Raw genomic sequence first — 18259 nt, forward strand, 5'->3', positions numbered from 1 at the left:
CACGATGAGCGGGGCCGCCCCGACCCGCGAGGTCGCCTACCGGGTCTTCGCCGACGAGTTCGAAGCGGCCACGTACACGTACGCCGAGAGCGACGAGGAACGAGCCCCACAGTACCTCGTCACGCCGACGGGCGCACGGGTGAACCGCGTGTTCGTCGTGGGCGCACTCACCGAAACCGAGGAAGTGAGCGATGGGGTACTTCGCGCGCGAATCGTCGATCCCTCCGGGGCGTTCGTCTGCTATGCCGGCCAGTACCAGCCCGACGCCCTGGCCTTCTTCGAGGAAGCCGAACCGCCGATGTTCGTCGCACTCACGGGCAAGGCCCGGACCTTCGAACCGGAGGACTCGGATCGAATCTTCACGTCGCTGCGCCCCGAACGTGTCAACGAGGTCGACGCGGACACCCGGGATAGCTGGGTCGTCCAGACCGCCATGCACACCCTCGAACGAACGGGCCTGATGGGCATGGCCCTCGACGCGGACGAGCGCGGCGACGAACTGGAAGCCCGGTTGATCGATGCGGGGGCCAGTCCGGCACTCGCAGCGGGCATTCCCCGCGCGATTTCGACCTACGAGCCGACGACCGGTTATCTCGAAGCAGTCCAGGAGATGGCCCTTTCCGCCGTCGAGATGGTGGCCGGCGAAACGGATGCCGTCGAAAGCGTCGATTTCGCCCCCGACGAGGGAGGCGACGGAACCGTATTGACCGGATTTACGGACATCACGCTGGACGATTCGGTCGCCGAACCGGTCGAGCAATCGGCGACCGAAGCGGACGAACCAGCCACCCCAGGAGCGGCCGCCACCGGAACAGCCGAGCCAACTGAACCCCCGGCCACCACCAAGACGAGCGAGGACGAACCGACGACCGACTCGGAAACGACCGAGGAGCCCGAAACCGAGCCGACGTCGGAAACGGAGGAACAGGTGGCTGGAACCGAGGAACCGACCGCCTCACCGAAGGAACCGAACTCGGAGGCTCCGGACACCACAGAGCCGGATATGCCCAGCGACGCCGAAATGGAGGCCGTCTCCGAGCCAGCTGACGAGCCAGCGGAGGACGAACTCTACGAGCTCTCTGCGGAAGAGCGAGCCGAAGTCAAGGAGAACTTCGACGTGGGGTTCGAGAGCGGGGCGGAGTTCGAGCCCTCCGAGGGCGCGGAAACGCCCGAAGGGACAGACACGATGGCCGGCAAAGAGGCCGAACCGGCCGCCGAGGATGAGCCCATGGAGGACAAGTCGGAAAAAACAGAGACGGGCCAGGCAGACCCGGAGACTGCGGAGGACACGAACACGGATACGAAGCCGGACGAGACCGACACGCAGGGGACTGACGAGGAGACGGAGGAGGAAACAGAGGCAGAATACCCACAGGCAGCGGACCTCTCCGAGGGCGAAGTGCAGAACCTGGTCGTCAACACGCTCCAGGAACTCGGGGACGGCGACGGGGTCCCTCGTCCCGAGCTGATCGAAACCCTCGAAGACCGCCACGGACTGAGCGAGGACGCCATCGAGGATGCCATCGAGGACGCCTTGCTCGGTGGGCGTTGTTTCGAGTCCGGAGCGGACGCGTTGAAGCCGATCTGAATGCCGGCGATCGAACCGATCGAGGGCGAGCCAGCCGCGGTCGCGGACGGGCCCGAGGGCCCGATCCTGGTAGTCGCCGATTACCACGCAGGCATCGAAGGACGATACCGTCGGGAGGGCGTCGAGGTCGAGAGCCAGGCGGCCGAGCGACGGGAGCGACTCGCCAGCCTGCTCGATCGCGTGGACCCCGTCCAGGTCCTCTTTCTCGGGGATCTGGGCGATCACATCGGGCAGCCGGACGGCGCCGAACTGGAGGAACTCATGGAGCTCGAACACCGCCTGCGCCATCGGGAGGCCCTCCTCGTTCCGGGCAACCACGACGGGCTGCTCGGGGACGCAATCGACGTGACGGTCACGGCGGGGACTGGCGTGCGCATCGGCGAGTTGGGCTTTGCCCACGGGCACACCTGGCCCGACCCGTCGGTGCTCGACGTGTCGATCCTCGCACTCGGCCACGAACACCCCTGTGTCAGACTCGAAGACGAGGTCGGCGGGAGTCGAGTGGAACGAGTCTGGCTGCGGGGCGACGGAGACCCCGCTCCCTTCGAGGATCACTACGACGCCGATATCGACGGGCCGGACGAAATCGTCGTCTTCCCGGCGTTCAACGAACTCGTGGGCGGCACGTGGGTGAACGTCCCCGGCCAGGAGTTCCTCGCACCGTTTCTCCCCGCCGCAGCCCCGACCGCGCAGGCCTACCTCCTCGACGGCACCCGATTGGGTCAGTACGACTCGATCTAGGGCGAGCAACGGGCTTAACCTCACCTCTCCGTTAGACCCGACAATGAGCGAGACGGGGCGTGCTGACGCCTTCGCCGCCCTCGGGCCCGAGGTCCGGGCGGCCCTCTCCGAGCGAGGGTTCTCCACCCCGACCGAGCCACAGCGCCGGGCAATACCACCCATCGCCGCCGGCCAACACACCCTGGTGATCGCGCCGACGGGCACCGGGAAGACCGAGACGGCGATGCTCCCGATCTTCGACGCGCTCGTCGCGGACGATCGGGACGGGTTCGGCGCGCTCTACATCACGCCGCTCCGGGCTCTCAACCGCGACATGCGGGACCGCCTGGAGTGGTGGGGCGAAACCCTCGACCTGGACGTGCAGGTCAGACACGGCGACACCACCCAGTACCAGCGACAGAAACAGGCCGAAGATCCGCCCGACGTGTTGGTGACCACTCCTGAAACCGTGCAGGCGATGCTCACGGGCTCGACGCTCCGCGAGGGACTCGAAGACGTGGGCTATGTCGTGATCGACGAGGTTCACGAACTCGCCGCCTCGAAGCGCGGAGCCCAGTTGACAGTCGCCATGGAGCGACTGCGCGAACTCGCGGGCCCAATCCAGCGGGTCGGCCTCTCGGCAACGGTTGGCGATCCCGGCGAGGTCGGGAAGTTCCTCACGGGCGATCGTGGCTGTGAGATCGTCTCGGTGGACGTGACGAGCAAGATCGACGTCGAAGTGGTCCAGCCGGAGATCACGCCCGCCGATCGCAACCGCTCCTCGGAGCTGATGACCACGGCCACGGTCGCGAGTCACCTGCGATACATCACCGAACTGGTCGAGGCCCACGACTCGACGTTGATATTTGTCAACACCCGCCAGACCGCCGAGGCGCTCGGCTCCCGCTTCAAGGAGATGGGCGCGAACATCGGTGTGCATCACGGGTCACTCTCGAAGAGCGCCCGGATCGAGGTCGAGGACAGCTTCAAGGCGGGCGAACTCGACGCCCTGCTCTGCACCTCCTCGATGGAACTGGGGATCGACGTGGGGCGGATCGACCACGTGGTCCAGTACGCCAGCCCCCGCGAGGTCGCCCGGCTCCTCCAGCGAGTCGGACGGGCGGGCCACCGACACGACACCGTCTCGTCAGGGACCGTCGTCACGGGCCACCCCGACGATACGCTCGAAGCGCTCGCGATCGCTCGTCGGGCGACCGACGGACAGGTCGAGCCAGCCGAGATCCACCACGGGAGTCTGGATGTCGTCGCGAACCAGGTCGTCGGGCTGGCGATGGACGCCGGCGAGATTTCCGCCCGCGGAGCCTACGAGATCGTGACGAACGCCTACCCGTTCCGTGACCTCGAGAAGGAGACGTTCAGGGAGGTGGTCCGGGAGCTCAACTCGAATTACATCATCTGGCTTGACGAGGCCGCAGACCGCATCGAGAAGTCCGGGGGGACCTGGCAGTACTACTACCGGAACCTCTCGATGATCCCAGACGAGGAGACCTACGAGGTCTTCGACATCGCCAGCGGGGCCCAGGTCGGCACCCTCGACGAGCGATTCGTCGTCAACTTCGCCGAACCGGGTGCGACCTTCATCCAGCGGGGAGACATGTGGCGGATCTCCGAGATCGACGAGGACAAGGAGCGGGTCGAGGTCTCGCCGATCGAGGATCCGGCCGGCGAGGTGCCCTCCTGGACCGGTCAGGAGATCCCGGTTCCGTATCCGGTGGCCCAGGAGGTCGGCGAGCTACGGGGGGTCGCCGCGGACCAACTGGAAACCGGCGCGCCGAGTGACGCGGTCGCCGCGGACCTCGCGAGTCGCTACCCGGCCGGGACCGACACCATCGAGGACGCCCTGGGACAGATCGAGCGTCACGTCGAGTCGGGCGCGCCGCTCCCGACCGACGACCGGATCCTGATCGAATCACACGGCCGGACGATCGGCGTGAACGTCGCCGGCGGGCTCAAGGGCAACGAGACGATCGGCCGACTGCTCGCGGCACTGCTGGGCCAACAGACGGGCTCCTCGGTCGGGATCGACGTGGATCCCTACCGGATCGAACTGGAGGTTCCCCGGGGCATCAGGGCCAACGACGTTCGCGAGGTGCTTCGGACGACCGATCCCGAACACGTCGGCCCGCTCCTGGAGTTGAGTCTGAACGGCTCCGAGACGCTGAAGTTCACCCTCTCGCAGGTCGCCGCGAAGTTCGGCGCGCTCAAGCGCTGGAAGGGCGGCGACGGCGTCTCGCTGAATCGGGTGATGGCCGCCCTGGAGGACACCCCAGTCTACGACGAGGCAGTGCGGGAAGTCTTCCACGAGATCCTGGACATCGACCGGGCCAGGGAGATCCTCGCAGCGATCCAGTCCGAGGACGTCGAACTCGCCTCGGTCGGGGAGCGAACCGCCATCGGCACCGGCGGGCGACAGAGCGGGTCGGAGCTTTTGACCCCCGAGAACGCCGACGCGAGCGTGATCGAGACGGTCAGAGAGCGCATCCAGGAGGACGACGTCCGACTCGTTTGCCTGCACTGTCTGGAGTACGACCGCGAAACCACGGTCAAGCGGGTCCGGGACCAGCCCCAGTGCCCACACTGTGAGTCGACCCAGATCGCCGCCCTCAGTCCCTACGCCGAGGATGTCGTCTCGGCCATCAAGGCCCAGGACAAGGACGAGGAACAGCAGCGACGCACCGAGCGGGCCTATCGGAACGCCAGCCTCGTCCAGGGCCACGGCAAGCAGGCGGTCATCGCCCTCTCGGCCCGCGGCGTCGGCCCCGAGAACGCCGCACGGATCATCAACCGGCACCGCGAGTCCGAGAGTGACTTCTACCGGGACATTCTGGAGCGCGAACGGGAGTACGCCCGGACGAAGGCATTCTGGTAACGATTTTCCGAGGGGCGCGCGAAACGCACCCCTCGCTAAAACGATCGTGAAAACCGAAGGGAAGGGGAGCCTGCCGATACTATTCGCCGTCGAGCGACCCTAACACGCGCTCGCTGAGTTCCGTCGGGGTCTCGACCACCTCGTCTGCTGGCGAGCGGTCGGTGCCGTCGTCTGTCCCGTGAGCAGCGTAGGCAACCGTGTAGGCCCCGGCGCTGGCGGCGGCCGCAATGCCGTTCTCGGAGTCCTCCACGACGACTAAATCGGTCGGTTCCCGATCCAGTCGTTCGGCGATCGTCTCGTAGATCAGCGGCTCCGGTTTGCCCGGGCCGTCGAGGTTCGCCGCGCTGAGTACCTCGTCGAAGCGGCCGTCCAGATCGTGGCTCTCGAAGACGATGTCGATCCACCGGGGATACGAGGAGGTCGCGAGCCCGATGGGGACCGAACGCTCCCGGATCGCATCGAGCAGGTCGTGGAAGCCGGTGAGGAGGTCAGCCCGCTCGTAGACGCCCGCCGCCTCCTGATCGAAAAGGTCGAAGTACGCCTCCCGGGAGACCTGCAGGTCATACTCGGCGGCCAGCAGGTCGTACTGATCGTGGACGTTGATCCCGGTGATGTCCAGGGGGTCGACGTCGTGGCCGGCGGGCAGCGCAGTATCCAGGATCTCCACCTCGGCCTCGATCCAGTACTGCTCGGTGTCGACGATCACCCCGTCCATATCGAAGACGACAGCCGAAGTCATACCCGACCTTACGAGTGCTGCGAGGAGAGGGTGTCGCTTCTCGATCTGTCCTCCCGGTCGAGAGTGTCTATCGCCGCTTCGAAGTGTGCACCCGTGATGGTGATCGCCGCCTCCTCGTCGGCCCCGTTCCGGACAGCCCCTCGAATCGCCCGCATTGAGGCCGCACGAACCAGCGCCTCGATGTCCGCGCCCGTGTACCCGGCCAGGTCGTCGGCGAGGGCCGCGAGATCGACGTCCGCGGCCAGCGGTTTGTCCTCGGTTTTGACACGCAGGATCGCCAGGCGAGCGTCCCGGTCCGGTTCTGGCACGAGTAACTGCCGTTCCAGTCGGCCGGGGCGGCGCAGCGCCGGGTCGATCGCTTCGAGCCGGTTGGTCGCGCCGAGGACGATCAGGTTCGGGTCCGCGGCCGCGCCGTCGAGTTCGGTCAAAAGCTGGGAGACGACCCGCTCGGTGACTTCCTGGGTGTCACCCCGTCGCCCCGCGATGGCATCGAGTTCGTCCAGGAAAATCACCGTCGGTGCGGCCTGACGGGCGCGCTCGAAGAGCTCGCGGACCGCCCGTTCTGACTCCCCGACGTAGCGGTCGAAGAGCTCCGGCCCCGCGACCCGGATGAAATTGACCCCGCTCTCGCTCGCGACGGCCCGGGCGAGCATCGTCTTCCCGGTTCCCGGCGGCCCGTAGAGCAGGATACCCGAGGGCGGATCGGTCGACGTGGCTTCGAAGAGTTCGCGGTGGGTGCGTGGCCACTCCACGGCCTCCCGCAGCGCCTGTTTGACGTCATCGAGTCCGCCGATATCCGCAAACGAGGTCGCCGGCATCTCGGCGACGAACTCGCGCATCGCGGAGGGTTCGACCGCCGACAGCGCGGCTTCGAAGTCCTGGCGAGTGACCGAGAGCTCAGCCTCGTCGTCCCGATACCGGCCCATGGCGACCATCGCGGCCTCGACGACCAGCGCCTGCAGATCGGCTCCGACGAATCCGTGGGTCCGTTCGGCCAGCGCCGAGACGTCCACGTCCTCGGTCAGGGGCATCCCCCGGGTGTGAATGTGGAGGATCTCCTCGCGACCCTCCCGGTCAGGCACACCGATCTCCACTTCGCGATCGAAACGCCCCGGGCGTCTGAGTGCGGGGTCGATCGCGTCCACGCGGTTCGTCGCCCCAATGACGACGACCTCACCGCGGGCCGCAAGCCCATCGAGTTCCGAGAGGAGTTGGGCGACGATCCGGTTCTCCATGTCCCCGCCGTCGTCGCGCTTCCCGGCGATGGCATCGAGTTCGTCGAAGAAGATCACGCTCGGGGCCTGCTCGCGAGCCTCCTCGAAGACACTCCGGATCCGCTGTTCGGACTCGCCTTTGTACTTCGTGACAATCTCGGGCCCGGAGATCGAGATGAAATGCGCGTCGGCCTCGTTGGCGACGGCCCGGGCGATTCGGGTCTTGCCAGTTCCCGGCGGCCCGAAGAGGAGCACGCCCTTCGGGGAGTCGATTCCGAGTCGCTGGAACAACTCGGGCTCGGAGAGGGGCGCTTCGATGAGTTCACGCACGGCCGCCAGTTCGTCATCGAGTCCGCCGATGTCCTCGTAGGTGACGCCCACGTCGGAGGCGGCATCGTCGGCTGCCTCGAGGTGGACGACCGTCTCCTCGGTGACCCGGACGGGGCCCGTGGGGTCGGTGGCCGTCACGCGAAACTCGCCCAATGAGTCGACTTTCACCTGCTGGGACGTCCGAAGCGAGCGATTTCTGAGACGCCTGCCCACGGCCCGTTCGAGGGTGGCAGGATCGACGCCGGGGTCGGCGGTTGGGACGAGTGTGACCGAATCGGCTTCAGCGAGTTCGACCGGCGTGATCTCGACTCGGTCGCCGACGGCCACCCCGGCGTTGGCCCGGAGTTCCCCGTCGGCCCGCAGTTCGTTGGGCCCGAGGTCGCTCCGCCCCGGCCAGACCCGTGCCACGGTCGCCTCCTCGCCGACGATCCGGACCGACTCGCCGCTCAACACCCCCAGTTCGCGCATCGCGGCCCGGGAGAGCCTGATCACTCCCTGTCCAGCGTCCCGCGGCTGGGCCTCCCGCAGAACGGCCTCGATGGCCGGTGTCCCGCTCATGTGCGTGCTTCGCGTCCAGCGGTTAAAGGATGGCGGGGGAATGCCTATACTGCCGGGGCATCGATATAGAGATATGGTAACGGAAACCACGAAAGACGGGGTCACGTGGTACGTCTGTGAGAAATGCGGGATGATGTTCGACGATCCAGCGGACGCCCGCCAGCACGAGACGAATTGCGACGCCGAAGATCCGACCTACTTGCAGTGATCAGTTCTCACTCAGTTCGTACATCTGCTCGCCGAGTTCGTCCTCCTCGAAGACGAAGACCCGACCGTCGACGGCATCCATGTCGGCCGTGATCTCGACCGCGAGGCCGTCGACGGACGCGACGACTCCCTCGAAGAGTTCCGTCGATTCCCCCGGGTCGAGGTAGACCCGGCCGACCCCGCTGGATTCGAGAATGTCGTCGGCCGTTTTCAGCTCGTTGACGTAGGTCATCACACCCTCGGTCTCGGACTCGTCGGTGACCAGCACCTGCACGTCCTTTCCGGGTCGGCACCGCAAGGTGCCCGTGACGAGTTCGGGGATGCCGTTGTAGAAGACCCGGCGGTTGTCCTGGTAGCTGACATAAATACCGCCCTCGTCCAGTTCGACGCCGAGCGGCTCGGGTGCCACCTCGCTGCGTTGGCTCATGGGTGAGTTTTCCCATCCGGGATCAAAAGCCCGCCGTTCCGAAAGATCGGCAACCGTAAGTGACCGCTCGCAGAACTGCCGCCATGGACGGACGCGCACGGGCCCCGGCCGCCGGGACGGTGCTCAACGCACTGGCGACGGGGTACGGATCGGCCTTCGCCATCGAGGAGTACGTCACCGCGGAAGTTGCCCTCGAAGGCGAGACGGTCCACGGCGAGATCGCGGGCCACCCCGAGGCGGACACGACGCTGATCGAAGCGGCCGCTCTGGCGGTCCTCGATGAACTGGGGGAGACCGGCGGACTGCGGATTCGAACCGAGAGCGACGTCCCGATGGCCGGCGGGCTCAAGAGTTCGAGTGCGGCGGCGAACGCCACAGTGCTGGCCACGCTTGCCGCACTCGGCCAGGCCGACGCGATGGATCGCGAGGCGGCCGCCCGGCTCGGTGTGCAAGCAGCCCGTGAGGCCGGCGTGACGGTCACCGGGGCGTTCGACGATGCGAGCGCGAGCATGCTCGGTGGCCTGACGATCACGGACAACACCGACGACCGCCTGCTCGAGCGGGACACGGTCGACTGGGACGTCGGCGTCTGGATCCCGCCGGAGCAGGCCTTTAGCGCCGAAGCGGACGTCGATCGCTGTCAGCGAATCGCACCAGTGGCCGACGTAGTCCGGGACCTCGCGGAAGGCGGTCAGTACGCCACCGCGATGACCATAAACGGGTTGGCCTTCGCCCCGGCCCTCCAGCAGCCGACCGAGCCGATGATCGAGGCGCTGCCGGAGGCGGCGGGCGTCTCGCTGTCCGGGACTGGACCGAGTTACGTCGCCGTTGGGGACGAGTCGGCCATCGAGACGGTCCTCGACCGCTGGGAGCAACGAGACGGGCGAACGATTCGGACACGGACCCAATCGACGGGGGCGACAATCGAATGAGTGAATCTAACACACCAGCCGAGACGCCGACCGAGGAGATGTCCCTGGACGACCTCCGCGAGGAGATCCGGATGATCGACCACGACATCGTGGAGTTGATCGCCCGGCGGACCTACGTCGCGGACACGATCGCTGACGTCAAAGCCGAGAAGGGGCTTCCGACGACCGACGAGAGCCAGGAGCAGGCCGTGATGGATCGGGCCGGGGAGAACGCCGAGAAGTACGACGTGGAATCGAATCTGGTCAAGGCGATTTTCAGGCTGTTGATCGAGTTGAACAAGGTCGAACAGCGGGAGAACCGGTAGGCAAAAAGACTGTTCCAGGGCCTCTTACGCGCACCCACAGTCTACAAGGGTTTACGGATAGCGCGACTCACAGATGACCGCAACCCCGAAACCGGTGACTCAACCCAGACCGAGACTCAGTTTCAGTGCCTCATCCACCTTGGCCATTGTCGGCTCGCTCAAACTCCCGACAACCGACTGAATCCGCTTTTCGATGGAGACGACACGGATCTGGTCGAGACGAACCGAGGAGTCCTTCTCGAACGATGACCCATCCGCTTCGACCAGTACTTCGAATGGGTAACCTCGGTGTGTCCCTGTCGTCGGAGCAACGATGGTCGTACTCGAATTGCGATTTCCAATATCGTTTTGCACGACCACCGCAGGTCGAGTCTTTTTCATCTCGTGGCCTTCGGCAGGGGCAAGGCCAACGATAACGATGTCTCCCCGACGAACCGCGAGACCCTCACTCATCCATCGAGTCCGTCCACGCCTCAACAGACGCCCCCTCCCACTCCGTAGCGAGACGGCCGGCGCTCTGGGAAGCCTCGCGGTACGCAGCGGCTAATTTTTCCTCGTCGGGTCGTTCGGACTCGACTTCGACGACAGCGACAGTCACCCGCTTGTTAGCATACTCCGTCCCTAGGTAGATTCGGCCTCGGTCGTCGGTCTCGTTGGTTCGCATGTCCCGCGCATCCACCTTCGGCATGGTACACACTACGGTGCAGTTCTGGATAACTCTTGCCCACCATTACCCACAGCGTTATTTTCCCAAACGCACAATCGATATTGTCTAATGGATTTGAACAAGCAGCGGGAAACCCGCGAGAGGATCCGAAACTGGACTCACGATCAGTACGACGCGACAAGGTCTTCGAGCTTTCCGTAGCCCTCCGGGGTGTGTGGAGCCGTCAGCGGCGAGACGCTTATGTGGCCCTCGACAACGGCCCGACGGTCAGTATCGGAGCCGTCGGCCAGACTCTGGGTCTCCATGCGCTGCCACATCCGGTCTTTCAGGGACACCCACTCGCCGTCGCGTTCGGCGGTCATGTCGTAGGCTCGGGAGGGGCGGGTCACGCGCATCCCCTGCGGTTCCACGTCCGGGTCCGGGGCGTTGAGGTTGAGGTAATCCGCCTCCTCGAACACGCCGCTACCCACGGCGTTCTCGACGAGGTGTCTCGTGGCCCGGGCCGCATGGTCGTAGGCCTCGATATCGAGCGTGCGCTTCCACTTCTCGTCGGGCAAGTACAGCGAGGTCGCGATCGAGGGCACGTCGAAAAACGCCGCCTCGACGGCGGCACTGACTGTCCCCGAGCGTCCGAGGACGTACATCCCGAGGTTCGCGCCTTTGTTGATCCCGGCGACGACCACGTCGGGATACGGAGCAAGCGAACCGATGCCGGCGACGACACAGTCCACGGGGGTCCCCTCGATGGCATACCCCAGGTCGGTCTCCCGGACTCGGACCTCCCGCGAACTGGCCCGTCCGACGGCACTCTTGTTGTCCGCCGGCGCGACGACGGTGACCTCCCCGACCGTCGAGAGTTCCTGGGCGAGCGCTCGAATCCCGGGGCTCTCGATGCCGTCGTCGTTCGTCACGAGGATGTCAAGGGACCCGGACATACGACTGTCGAGGAGGGCCCGGCGCAAAAGCACACCGCCTCAGGCGTCGACGATGGTCTCCTCGTCGACGACCAGGTTGTACGCCCCCTCGTCGTCGTTGTAGAGTGCCAGCACGTTGGTCACCGAGAGCAGATCGCCGTAGCCCGCCCGGCGGAGGGCCTGGTTCAGTTCCGTCTCGTTAACCAGTACGGCGAAGTGATTCTCGGACTCGCTGCCGTCGCTGATCTTGTACAGCGGGTGCCCGTCCTCGGCGAGGTTCCGGGAAAGTTTCGCGACGACCAGGTCGATCCGACTCCCGACGTGTGTTTCCATTTCGCCCAGCATCGCGACGTTCGACCGGGAAAGCGCCAGGTCATAGCGACGCTCGCTGTCGGTCCGAAGGATCGAGTAGGAGTACTTGACGGAGGTGTTCGTCACGGTCGCGGCGCGGTCAGCTTCCTCGGCCAGGGTAGCCTGGACCCCCGGCACCGTGATATCGGGCTGCTGGTCGAAGGACCAGCAGTCCTCCGTGGGCCGTTCGTTCGGCCAGAGCCGGACTGTCGGCCCGTAGACGGTCGCGCCACGCGTTTCGAGTTCGCGCTCCACCTCGCGAAGCTGGATGCTCGTGTTGCGGTCGGCAGGGGCGGTCAAGACGAGCGAGCCGTCTGGAGCGAGTAGATCGAGGTAGCGTTCGGCAGTCTCGACCGGGTTCTCCAGTTCCGAGAGCACGTTGTTGAAGAAGATCAGATCGTAGGTCTCACTCGACTCAAAAGCCTCGGCTGTCTCCCGGGCGATCGAAACCGAGACGTTTCGTGGTCCGCTGCCCAGCAGCGCTTCGAGCACGTCGGCGGCTGTGGATGGCTCGACGGCCTGATAATCCAGCACGGGGAGCGAGTCCGGCTCGCGGTTCGGCACGTCGAAGTAATCCGTGATCGCCAGCGCTGGTCCACCCACACCGGCTCCCACATCCAAAATCCGGGCCTGACTGGGAACGAGCCCCTCTCGTGAGAGTTCGGCGAGCAGGTACTGGGTGCTCGCGTAGTAATCGGCGAGGTGGTAGATAGCATAGGCCAGGGCGATGTCCAGGTCGTAGGAGACCGACCGGCCCGCGAAGTAATCGGCCTTGAGCCGCTCGATCCGCTCCCGGATGGCCGCCCCACTATCGCCCCGATGCCAGTCCGGACCGTACTGCTCGACGAGGAGTGCTTCGAGCTGCCGGTCGTATGCCGCCGGCAGCCCCTCGACGCCGTCGAAGGGCCGCTTGAAAGGACCAGTGGCTGCCGGTCGGAACAGCCCGTCAGGGCCCTCGGCGATCCCCAGTTCCAGGGCCATCTCGCGAAGCAACTGGCGGACAACTCGCGGATCGGGCTGATCGGGCACGTATTCGCTCACTTCGTCCGGATCGATTGGCCGGATCTGCCGGAGGTACTTCGCGGTGTCCCGGACCGCCGCTCGGTCAACGGGCATCGCGGTACAACTCCTCGAATTCCGCCCGGTCGGCGTCGGCCAGTCGGTCCATGGCGTCCTGGAGGGCCTCAACGCCGTCGAATGTCTCCTGAATGTCGGCGTACACGCCGGGCGTGCCGGACGTGACCCGCTCTCGAAGCGCCTGGAGATCCTCGTAAACCGGGGTCGCGAGCTCTTCGGGGACCGGATCGGCGGCAAGCCCGAAGGCAAGGATAGCCGCGTGGACCTGCCCCTGCACGGTTCGCATCGCGTCGTCGTGCACCGAGGGCTCGACCGGAACCACCGTGTTCCCGGCTTCCACGAGCGCCCGGCTCAGTTTGTCGACCACGGGGCCACCCTCCCCGACCGACTTTGCGACCCGACCCGGTGCATGCTCCGGGGCGAAAAGCGGGTGCAGGCTCATTCGTTCGCGCTCCTCGGCGACCGTGGCCATGGCCGCAAGCGGTTCGACCATCGACCCCGTGAGGTCCACCACCGCACGATTCGCTCGGGGTGCCTGCTCGCGGATCACCGTCTCGGCGACTCGCATCGGGACCGCGATCACCACGACATCATACGAGTCGTCCGCAGAGAGCGAGGCCACGGAGCCGGTCTCGAACGCCCCCGCAGCCGCGACGGCCGTCTCGCGATCCGCATCGGCGAAGGCGACTGGGCCGTCGAGAAGGCCCGCAAACCAGCGGCCCACGGCCCCGGCACCGACGATCAACGCGTCCATTGACAGCAGATAATTAGCGGCCGGACAAAAGGATTCGCTCTGGCCTACACGACCAGGGTCTCCGGGTAGTCGGTGAGGTTCTCGTAGCCGTCCTCGGTGACGACCACCAGGTCCTCGATCCGGACGCCGCCGACCGCCGGATCGTAGAGCCCCGGTTCGATCGTGATGACCTGGCCCGGTTCCAGTTGACCGCCGTCCGGGCTGATCTGGGGTTTCTCGTGCACTGCCAGCCCGACTCCATGGCCGGTGCCGTGGATGAACCCAGTCTCGGTCGACTCGTCCTCGCGAAGCGTGGGGTACCCGGCGTTCTCGTAGACATCACAGACGGCGTCGTGAACGTCCGCTCCAGTCACCCCGGCCTCGACGGTCTCCAGGGCGGCCGCTTTGGCCCGCTTGGTGGTCTCGTAGAAGTCCGCCACCTGGGCTGTCGGTTCGCCCTTGAGGAAGGTCCGAGTCATGTCCGCGTGGTACTTCGTGGTCTTCGATTGCGGGAAGATGTCCACAATGATCGGCTCGTCGACGCCGATCGGACCCGAGCCCGAATCGTGGGGGTTCGCGCCGGCCTGTCCGCTCGCGACGATGGTATCGTCGAGGGCGAACCCGCGGTCGAGTAGCGTCCGTTCGATGGTGGCCTTCACGCGCTCGCTGGTCAGGACCTCGCCACCGAGCTGGAGATCGCCGTCGGATCCGACCTCGGCGTCCGCGATCATGGCCTCGGCCGCCTCCATGGCGGCTTCGTTCGCCGACTGGGCCTCCCGGATGTGAGCCAGTTCCGCCTCGGTCTTGGTCGCCCGGATCTCCTCGATCACGTCGTCCGGATCCGCCTGAACGGTGACCTGTCGGTCCCGGAGCGAGTCGGCGGTGAAAAGCGGGAATCGGCGGTTGGTTCCCACGGCGGTCACGTCGAACTCCGCGAGGAATTCTGCGAGAACCATGCTTCTGGCCTGTTCACGGCCGTGTTCGGCCCGCTTCTCGCGGTAATCGTAATCGCCGAGTCGTCGCACCGCGTCGGCTCGACTCTCCGTTTTCGCCCGGGCGTACTCGAGCGGCGAGGTGAGGATCGCGGTCTGTGCGGGTGTGTAGAGAGTGACGAACGGATCCGGGGCGTCAAAGCCCGAGAGGTAGTACTGGCTCGGATCAGTCGAATCCGCATCGAGGAGATAGCCGTCCAGGTCCGCCGCGTCGAGGTGTTCGTCGAGTCGGGAGAGGTCCATATTGAGGGGGTCGGTAGCCGGGCGCAAAACGTCTCCGGAACGATCATGTGAACGGCCCCCGAGTTCCCGATATGCACGCGACGGTGTCACAGTCGACCGTCTCGGGGTCGGTCGTCGCCCCGCCTTCGAAGAGTTACACCCACCGGGCGATCTTCGCCGGCGCGTACGGCGACGAAACCGAGATTCACCGACCGCTCGTGAGTGCGGATACGCGGGCCTCGATGCGGGCCGCCGAGGCCTTCGGGGCCCAAGTCGAACAGGGCGACGGCTCACTCACAGTGACCGGCTTTGGCGACCAGCCAGCGGTCCCGGCCGACGTCATCGACTGTGCGAACAGCGGCACGACGATCCGGCTGGCGATGGGCGTCGCCGGCCTCGTGGACGGGGCGACGGTGCTGACCGGGGACGAATCGCTCCGGTCGCGCCCCCAGGGCCCGATGCTCGACGCGATCGACCAGTTGGGCGGTCACGCGTGGAGTACCCGGGGGACCGACCAGGCCCCGATCGTCGTCGAAGGCTGGGCGGACGGGGGCACGGTCCGGATTCCCGGAGATGTCTCCTCGCAGTTCATCACCTCACTCCTGATGGCGGGCGCCAGGACCGACTCGGGAATCGAGATCGCGCTGCGGTCGGCGCTGAAATCGGGGCCCTACGTGGACATCACGATCGACGTGCTGGCCGCGTTCGGTGTCGCCGTCGAGCGAACGGATCTGGGCTTTGTCGTCCCCGGCGAGCAGGCGTACAAAGCCCCAGCCGACGGCTACACCGTCCCGGGAGACTTCTCCGCGGCCTCGTACCTGCTCGCCGCCGGAGCGATCGCCGGCGGCGAGGTCACGGTCGAAGGGTTGTTCCCGGGCCCGCAGGGCGACAGCGCGATCGTCGAGATTCTGGATCGCATGGGTGCGGACATCGACTGGGACGAGACAAACGGTCAAGTAACCGTCTCGCAGTCGGGTCTCTCCGGTATCACGGTCGACGTGGGTGACACGCCCGATCTGCTACCGACGATCGCTGTACTGGGGGCCGCAGCCGACGGAACGACCACTATCGAGAACTGCGAGCACGTCCGCTACAAGGAGACGGACCGAGTGGCGGCCATGGCCGAATCGCTGGAGCGAATGGGCGTCACGGTGACCGAAGAGCGGGATACGCTCACGATCCACGGCGGGGAGAGCGAACTCACAGGCGCCACGCTCGACGGCCGGGGCGACCACCGTATCGTCATGTCCCTGGCCGTGGCCGGCCTGGTGGCCGAAGGCGAGACTCGGGTCTCCGACGCGGCGGACGTGGCGGTTTCGTTCCCGGCGTTCTTCGACGTGTTGGACAAACTCGGTGCGAACCTGGCGACAGAGTAGGCGCTTTCCAAAGCCTCAAAGCGTGGCCCCCCGAGCAGACAGGCATGAACGGCAATCGCTTCGGCCGGCTCTTCCAGATCAGTACCTACGGGGAGAGCCACGGACCGGGAATGGGCGTCGTAGTCTCCGGGTGCCCGGCGGGCCTCGAACTGGATCGAGCGGCGATTCAGGCGGAACTGGACCGGCGCAAACCCGGCCAGTCACACATCTCGACCAGTCGGGACGAACCGGACAGCGTCGAGATCCAGAGCGGGGTTCAGGACGGCTATACCACCGGCACGCCGATCGGGCTCACCATCCAGAACAAGGACGCCCGCTCGGGGAAGTACGAGCCGTTCATCACGGCGCCGCGACCGAGTCACGGCGATTTCACCTACTCGGCGAAGTTCGGCACCCGGAACTGGGGCGGCGGTGGGCGTTCCTCCGCACGTGAGACGGTCAACTGGGTCGCCGCCGGAGCGATCGCCAAGCAGATACTCGGGACCGAGGACATCGAGGTCCGGGCCCACGTCAGCCGGATCGGCGACATCGAGTCCCCACCGGTCACCTTCGAGGAGATGGGCGAGCACACCGAGGAGACCGACGTTCGCTGTGCGCACCCCGAGACGGCCGCGGAAATGCGGGAGGTAATCGAGGAGTACCAGCGGCAGGGTGATTCGATCGGCGGCGCAGTCAGTTTCGAGATCCAGGGCGTTCCCCGAGGGCTCGGCGCGCCACGTTTCGACGCCGTCGAGGCGCGACTGGGGCAGGCGATGATGGCCGTCCCGGCGACGACCGCCTTCGAGATCGGGTTGGGACGGGGGGCCGGATCGGTCTCCGGGCTGGAGCGCAACGACGAGTGGGCCCTTGAGGATGGGGACCCCACTCCGGTCGAAAACGACCACGGGGGCGTGCAAGGCGGGATCACCACCGGCGAGCCGATTTACGGCGAGGTGACCCTCCACGCGCCGACCTCGATTCCGAGCGAACAGACGACCGTCGATTGGGAGACCGGCGAGGAGAAGACGGTTCAGGTAACCGGCCGCCACGATCCCGTGTTACCCCCGCGTGCCGTGCCCGTCATCGAGGCGATGGCCGCGATCACGATCGTGGACTTCATGCTGCTTTCCGGTCGGATCACCCCGGATCGCCTCGACGGTCGTCCTGGCGAGTACGACACTGACTACCATCCGAGTCGCCCGGAGTGAGTGAGAAAGCCGGCGATCGCGGAGTTTTAGGTGCGGGACCGTCGAACAGCATCTATGACTGCACAGGGAGGGCCGCGACGATGACGACTTTTGTACTCGTCGCCGACCCGCCAGTCGAAGGGATCGCTTGCCAGGGCCTTCTCGAGGAGACGGAACTGACACCGGCGGACGGCCTCGAACTCTACCGGGCACTGTTGGGAGACACGATGGAGACCCTCGCCCGGAGCACCATCGACATCCTGGTCAACTATCCGACGGCCGAGGGCCTGCCAGATGGGGCTGACCCCGAGGCCGACCTGCGCGAGATCGCCGCCGAAGCGATGTCGGCGGATCGGCTGGCCGACGTTCGCTTCGAGCCCCAGGTCGGCTCTAACTTCTCGGCGATCGCCGGGAACGCGATCACCCACCTGGTCCGGGACGAGGGGCGGCAGTCCGCGGCAGCCCTCCGGCCCTGCGTGCCACGCCTGGCCCGGTCGGTGATCGACGAGGCCACGTTGAATCTCCGTCGGGACGATGTGATTCTCGGGCCAACAGCCCGGGGTGACGTGTACTTCGCCGGGTTCGCCGAGCCGATCGACTTCGAGGACGCCTTCGAGACCCGGCCGATCGAGGAGTTGACCCGGCGTGCAACGGAAGCGGGCCTCGATGTTGGGTTCGTCCAGCAGCGGACGGTCCTCGACTCTCCGGCGGATTTCCGAACGGTCCGATCCCGAATCGAGGCCGATCACCTGGCGGGCAAACCCGTCCCGGAGCGATTCTGGAAGGTGGTCCAGGAGCGTGGGATCGAGGTCGAGGGTGGCGTCGTGCGGAGCGCCGCGGCAGAGTAACCG

At 66.2% G+C, this 18259-nt stretch carries 18 protein-coding genes; 9 read left to right on the forward strand and 9 right to left on the reverse strand.

The annotated features are described in order from the left end of the window. The first annotated feature begins 4 nt into the window (after positions 1–4). The 3 genes from RH831_RS09915 to RH831_RS09925 are packed head-to-tail and all read left to right on the forward strand — an operon-like array spanning position 5 to position 5198. Positions 5–1588, forward strand: a complete 1584-nt coding sequence (locus RH831_RS09915; RefSeq protein WP_310554017.1) for a hypothetical protein — start codon at positions 5–7, stop codon at positions 1586–1588. Beyond that, on the forward strand, positions 1589–2329 hold the full coding sequence (locus RH831_RS09920; protein ID WP_310554018.1) for a metallophosphoesterase: 741 nt from the start codon (positions 1589–1591) through the stop codon (positions 2327–2329). Between the two features lie 43 nt (positions 2330–2372). Next, positions 2373–5198 (forward strand): DEAD/DEAH box helicase, encoded by a 2826-nt coding sequence (locus RH831_RS09925; RefSeq protein ID WP_310554019.1) that lies wholly within the window; start codon positions 2373–2375, stop codon positions 5196–5198. A gap of 79 nt (positions 5199–5277) precedes the next feature. Here RH831_RS09925 and RH831_RS09930 read toward each other — a convergent pair whose 3' ends face one another. Next, a complete protein-coding gene (locus RH831_RS09930) occupies positions 5278–5937 on the reverse strand; it encodes an HAD family phosphatase (protein ID WP_310554020.1) in 660 nt (219 codons plus the stop codon). A gap of 8 nt (positions 5938–5945) precedes the next feature. After that, on the reverse strand, positions 5946–8039 hold the full coding sequence (locus RH831_RS09935; RefSeq protein WP_310554021.1) for an AAA family ATPase: 2094 nt from the start codon (positions 8037–8039) through the stop codon (positions 5946–5948). 73 nt (positions 8040–8112) lie between these two features. On the opposite strand from RH831_RS09935, the gene RH831_RS09940 reads away from it, so the two are divergent. Further along, positions 8113–8247 (forward strand): hypothetical protein, encoded by a 135-nt coding sequence (locus RH831_RS09940; RefSeq protein ID WP_310554022.1) that lies wholly within the window; start codon positions 8113–8115, stop codon positions 8245–8247. On the opposite strand, the gene RH831_RS09945 is transcribed toward RH831_RS09940, so the two are convergent. Further along, on the reverse strand, positions 8248–8673 hold the full coding sequence (locus tag RH831_RS09945) for a DUF5796 family protein (protein WP_310554023.1): 426 nt from the start codon (positions 8671–8673) through the stop codon (positions 8248–8250). A gap of 83 nt (positions 8674–8756) precedes the next feature. Between RH831_RS09945 and RH831_RS09950 the strand changes: the two genes are divergently transcribed. Next, positions 8757–9605 carry a shikimate kinase gene (locus tag RH831_RS09950; RefSeq protein ID WP_310554024.1) on the forward strand — a complete coding sequence of 283 codons (849 nt, stop codon included), beginning with the start codon at positions 8757–8759 and terminating at the stop codon, positions 9603–9605. Continuing rightward, positions 9602–9910 carry a chorismate mutase gene (locus RH831_RS09955; protein WP_396275446.1) on the forward strand — a complete coding sequence of 103 codons (309 nt, stop codon included), beginning with the start codon at positions 9602–9604 and terminating at the stop codon, positions 9908–9910. The genes RH831_RS09950 and RH831_RS09955 overlap by 4 nt, the downstream gene beginning before the upstream one ends. A 99-nt stretch (positions 9911–10009) precedes the next feature. On the opposite strand, the gene RH831_RS09960 is transcribed toward RH831_RS09955, so the two are convergent. From RH831_RS09960 to RH831_RS09985, 6 genes are all read right to left on the reverse strand, one after another. Then, complete coding sequence (locus RH831_RS09960) at positions 10010–10363, reverse strand: type II toxin-antitoxin system PemK/MazF family toxin (RefSeq protein WP_310554025.1); 354 nt, start codon at positions 10361–10363, stop codon at positions 10010–10012. Then, complete coding sequence (locus RH831_RS09965; protein WP_310554026.1) at positions 10356–10598, reverse strand: hypothetical protein; 243 nt, start codon at positions 10596–10598, stop codon at positions 10356–10358. The genes RH831_RS09960 and RH831_RS09965 overlap by 8 nt, the downstream gene beginning before the upstream one ends. Positions 10599–10741: 143 nt before the next feature. Continuing rightward, on the reverse strand, positions 10742–11512 hold the full coding sequence (gene surE / locus RH831_RS09970) for a 5'/3'-nucleotidase SurE (protein WP_310554027.1): 771 nt from the start codon (positions 11510–11512) through the stop codon (positions 10742–10744). Positions 11513–11551: 39 nt separating this feature from the next. Then, positions 11552–12958 (reverse strand): class I SAM-dependent methyltransferase, encoded by a 1407-nt coding sequence (locus RH831_RS09975; protein WP_310554028.1) that lies wholly within the window; start codon positions 12956–12958, stop codon positions 11552–11554. Beyond that, a complete protein-coding gene (locus RH831_RS09980) occupies positions 12948–13673 on the reverse strand; it encodes a prephenate dehydrogenase/arogenate dehydrogenase family protein (RefSeq protein WP_310554029.1) in 726 nt (241 codons plus the stop codon). Before RH831_RS09980 ends, RH831_RS09975 begins: the two co-directional genes overlap by 11 nt. Before the next feature lie 44 nt (positions 13674–13717). Further along, a complete protein-coding gene (locus RH831_RS09985) occupies positions 13718–14887 on the reverse strand; it encodes a Xaa-Pro peptidase family protein (protein WP_310554030.1) in 1170 nt (389 codons plus the stop codon). A gap of 71 nt (positions 14888–14958) precedes the next feature. On the opposite strand from RH831_RS09985, the gene aroA reads away from it, so the two are divergent. From aroA to RH831_RS10000, 3 genes are all read left to right on the forward strand, one after another. Continuing rightward, positions 14959–16242, forward strand: a complete 1284-nt coding sequence (gene aroA, locus RH831_RS09990) for a 3-phosphoshikimate 1-carboxyvinyltransferase (protein WP_310554031.1) — start codon at positions 14959–14961, stop codon at positions 16240–16242. 44 nt (positions 16243–16286) lie between these two features. Beyond that, positions 16287–17429: a chorismate synthase gene (aroC, locus tag RH831_RS09995; RefSeq protein ID WP_310554032.1), complete on the forward strand. Its 1143-nt coding sequence runs from the start codon at positions 16287–16289 to the stop codon at positions 17427–17429. An 80-nt stretch (positions 17430–17509) separates the two neighbouring features. Next, complete coding sequence (locus tag RH831_RS10000) at positions 17510–18256, forward strand: hypothetical protein (RefSeq protein ID WP_310554033.1); 747 nt, start codon at positions 17510–17512, stop codon at positions 18254–18256. The last annotated feature ends 3 nt before the right edge of the window (positions 18257–18259 follow it).

It is taken from the genome of Halodesulfurarchaeum sp. HSR-GB (assembly GCF_031432215.1).
In the GTDB taxonomy this organism is placed as follows: Archaea; Halobacteriota; Halobacteria; order Halobacteriales; family Halobacteriaceae; genus Halodesulfurarchaeum.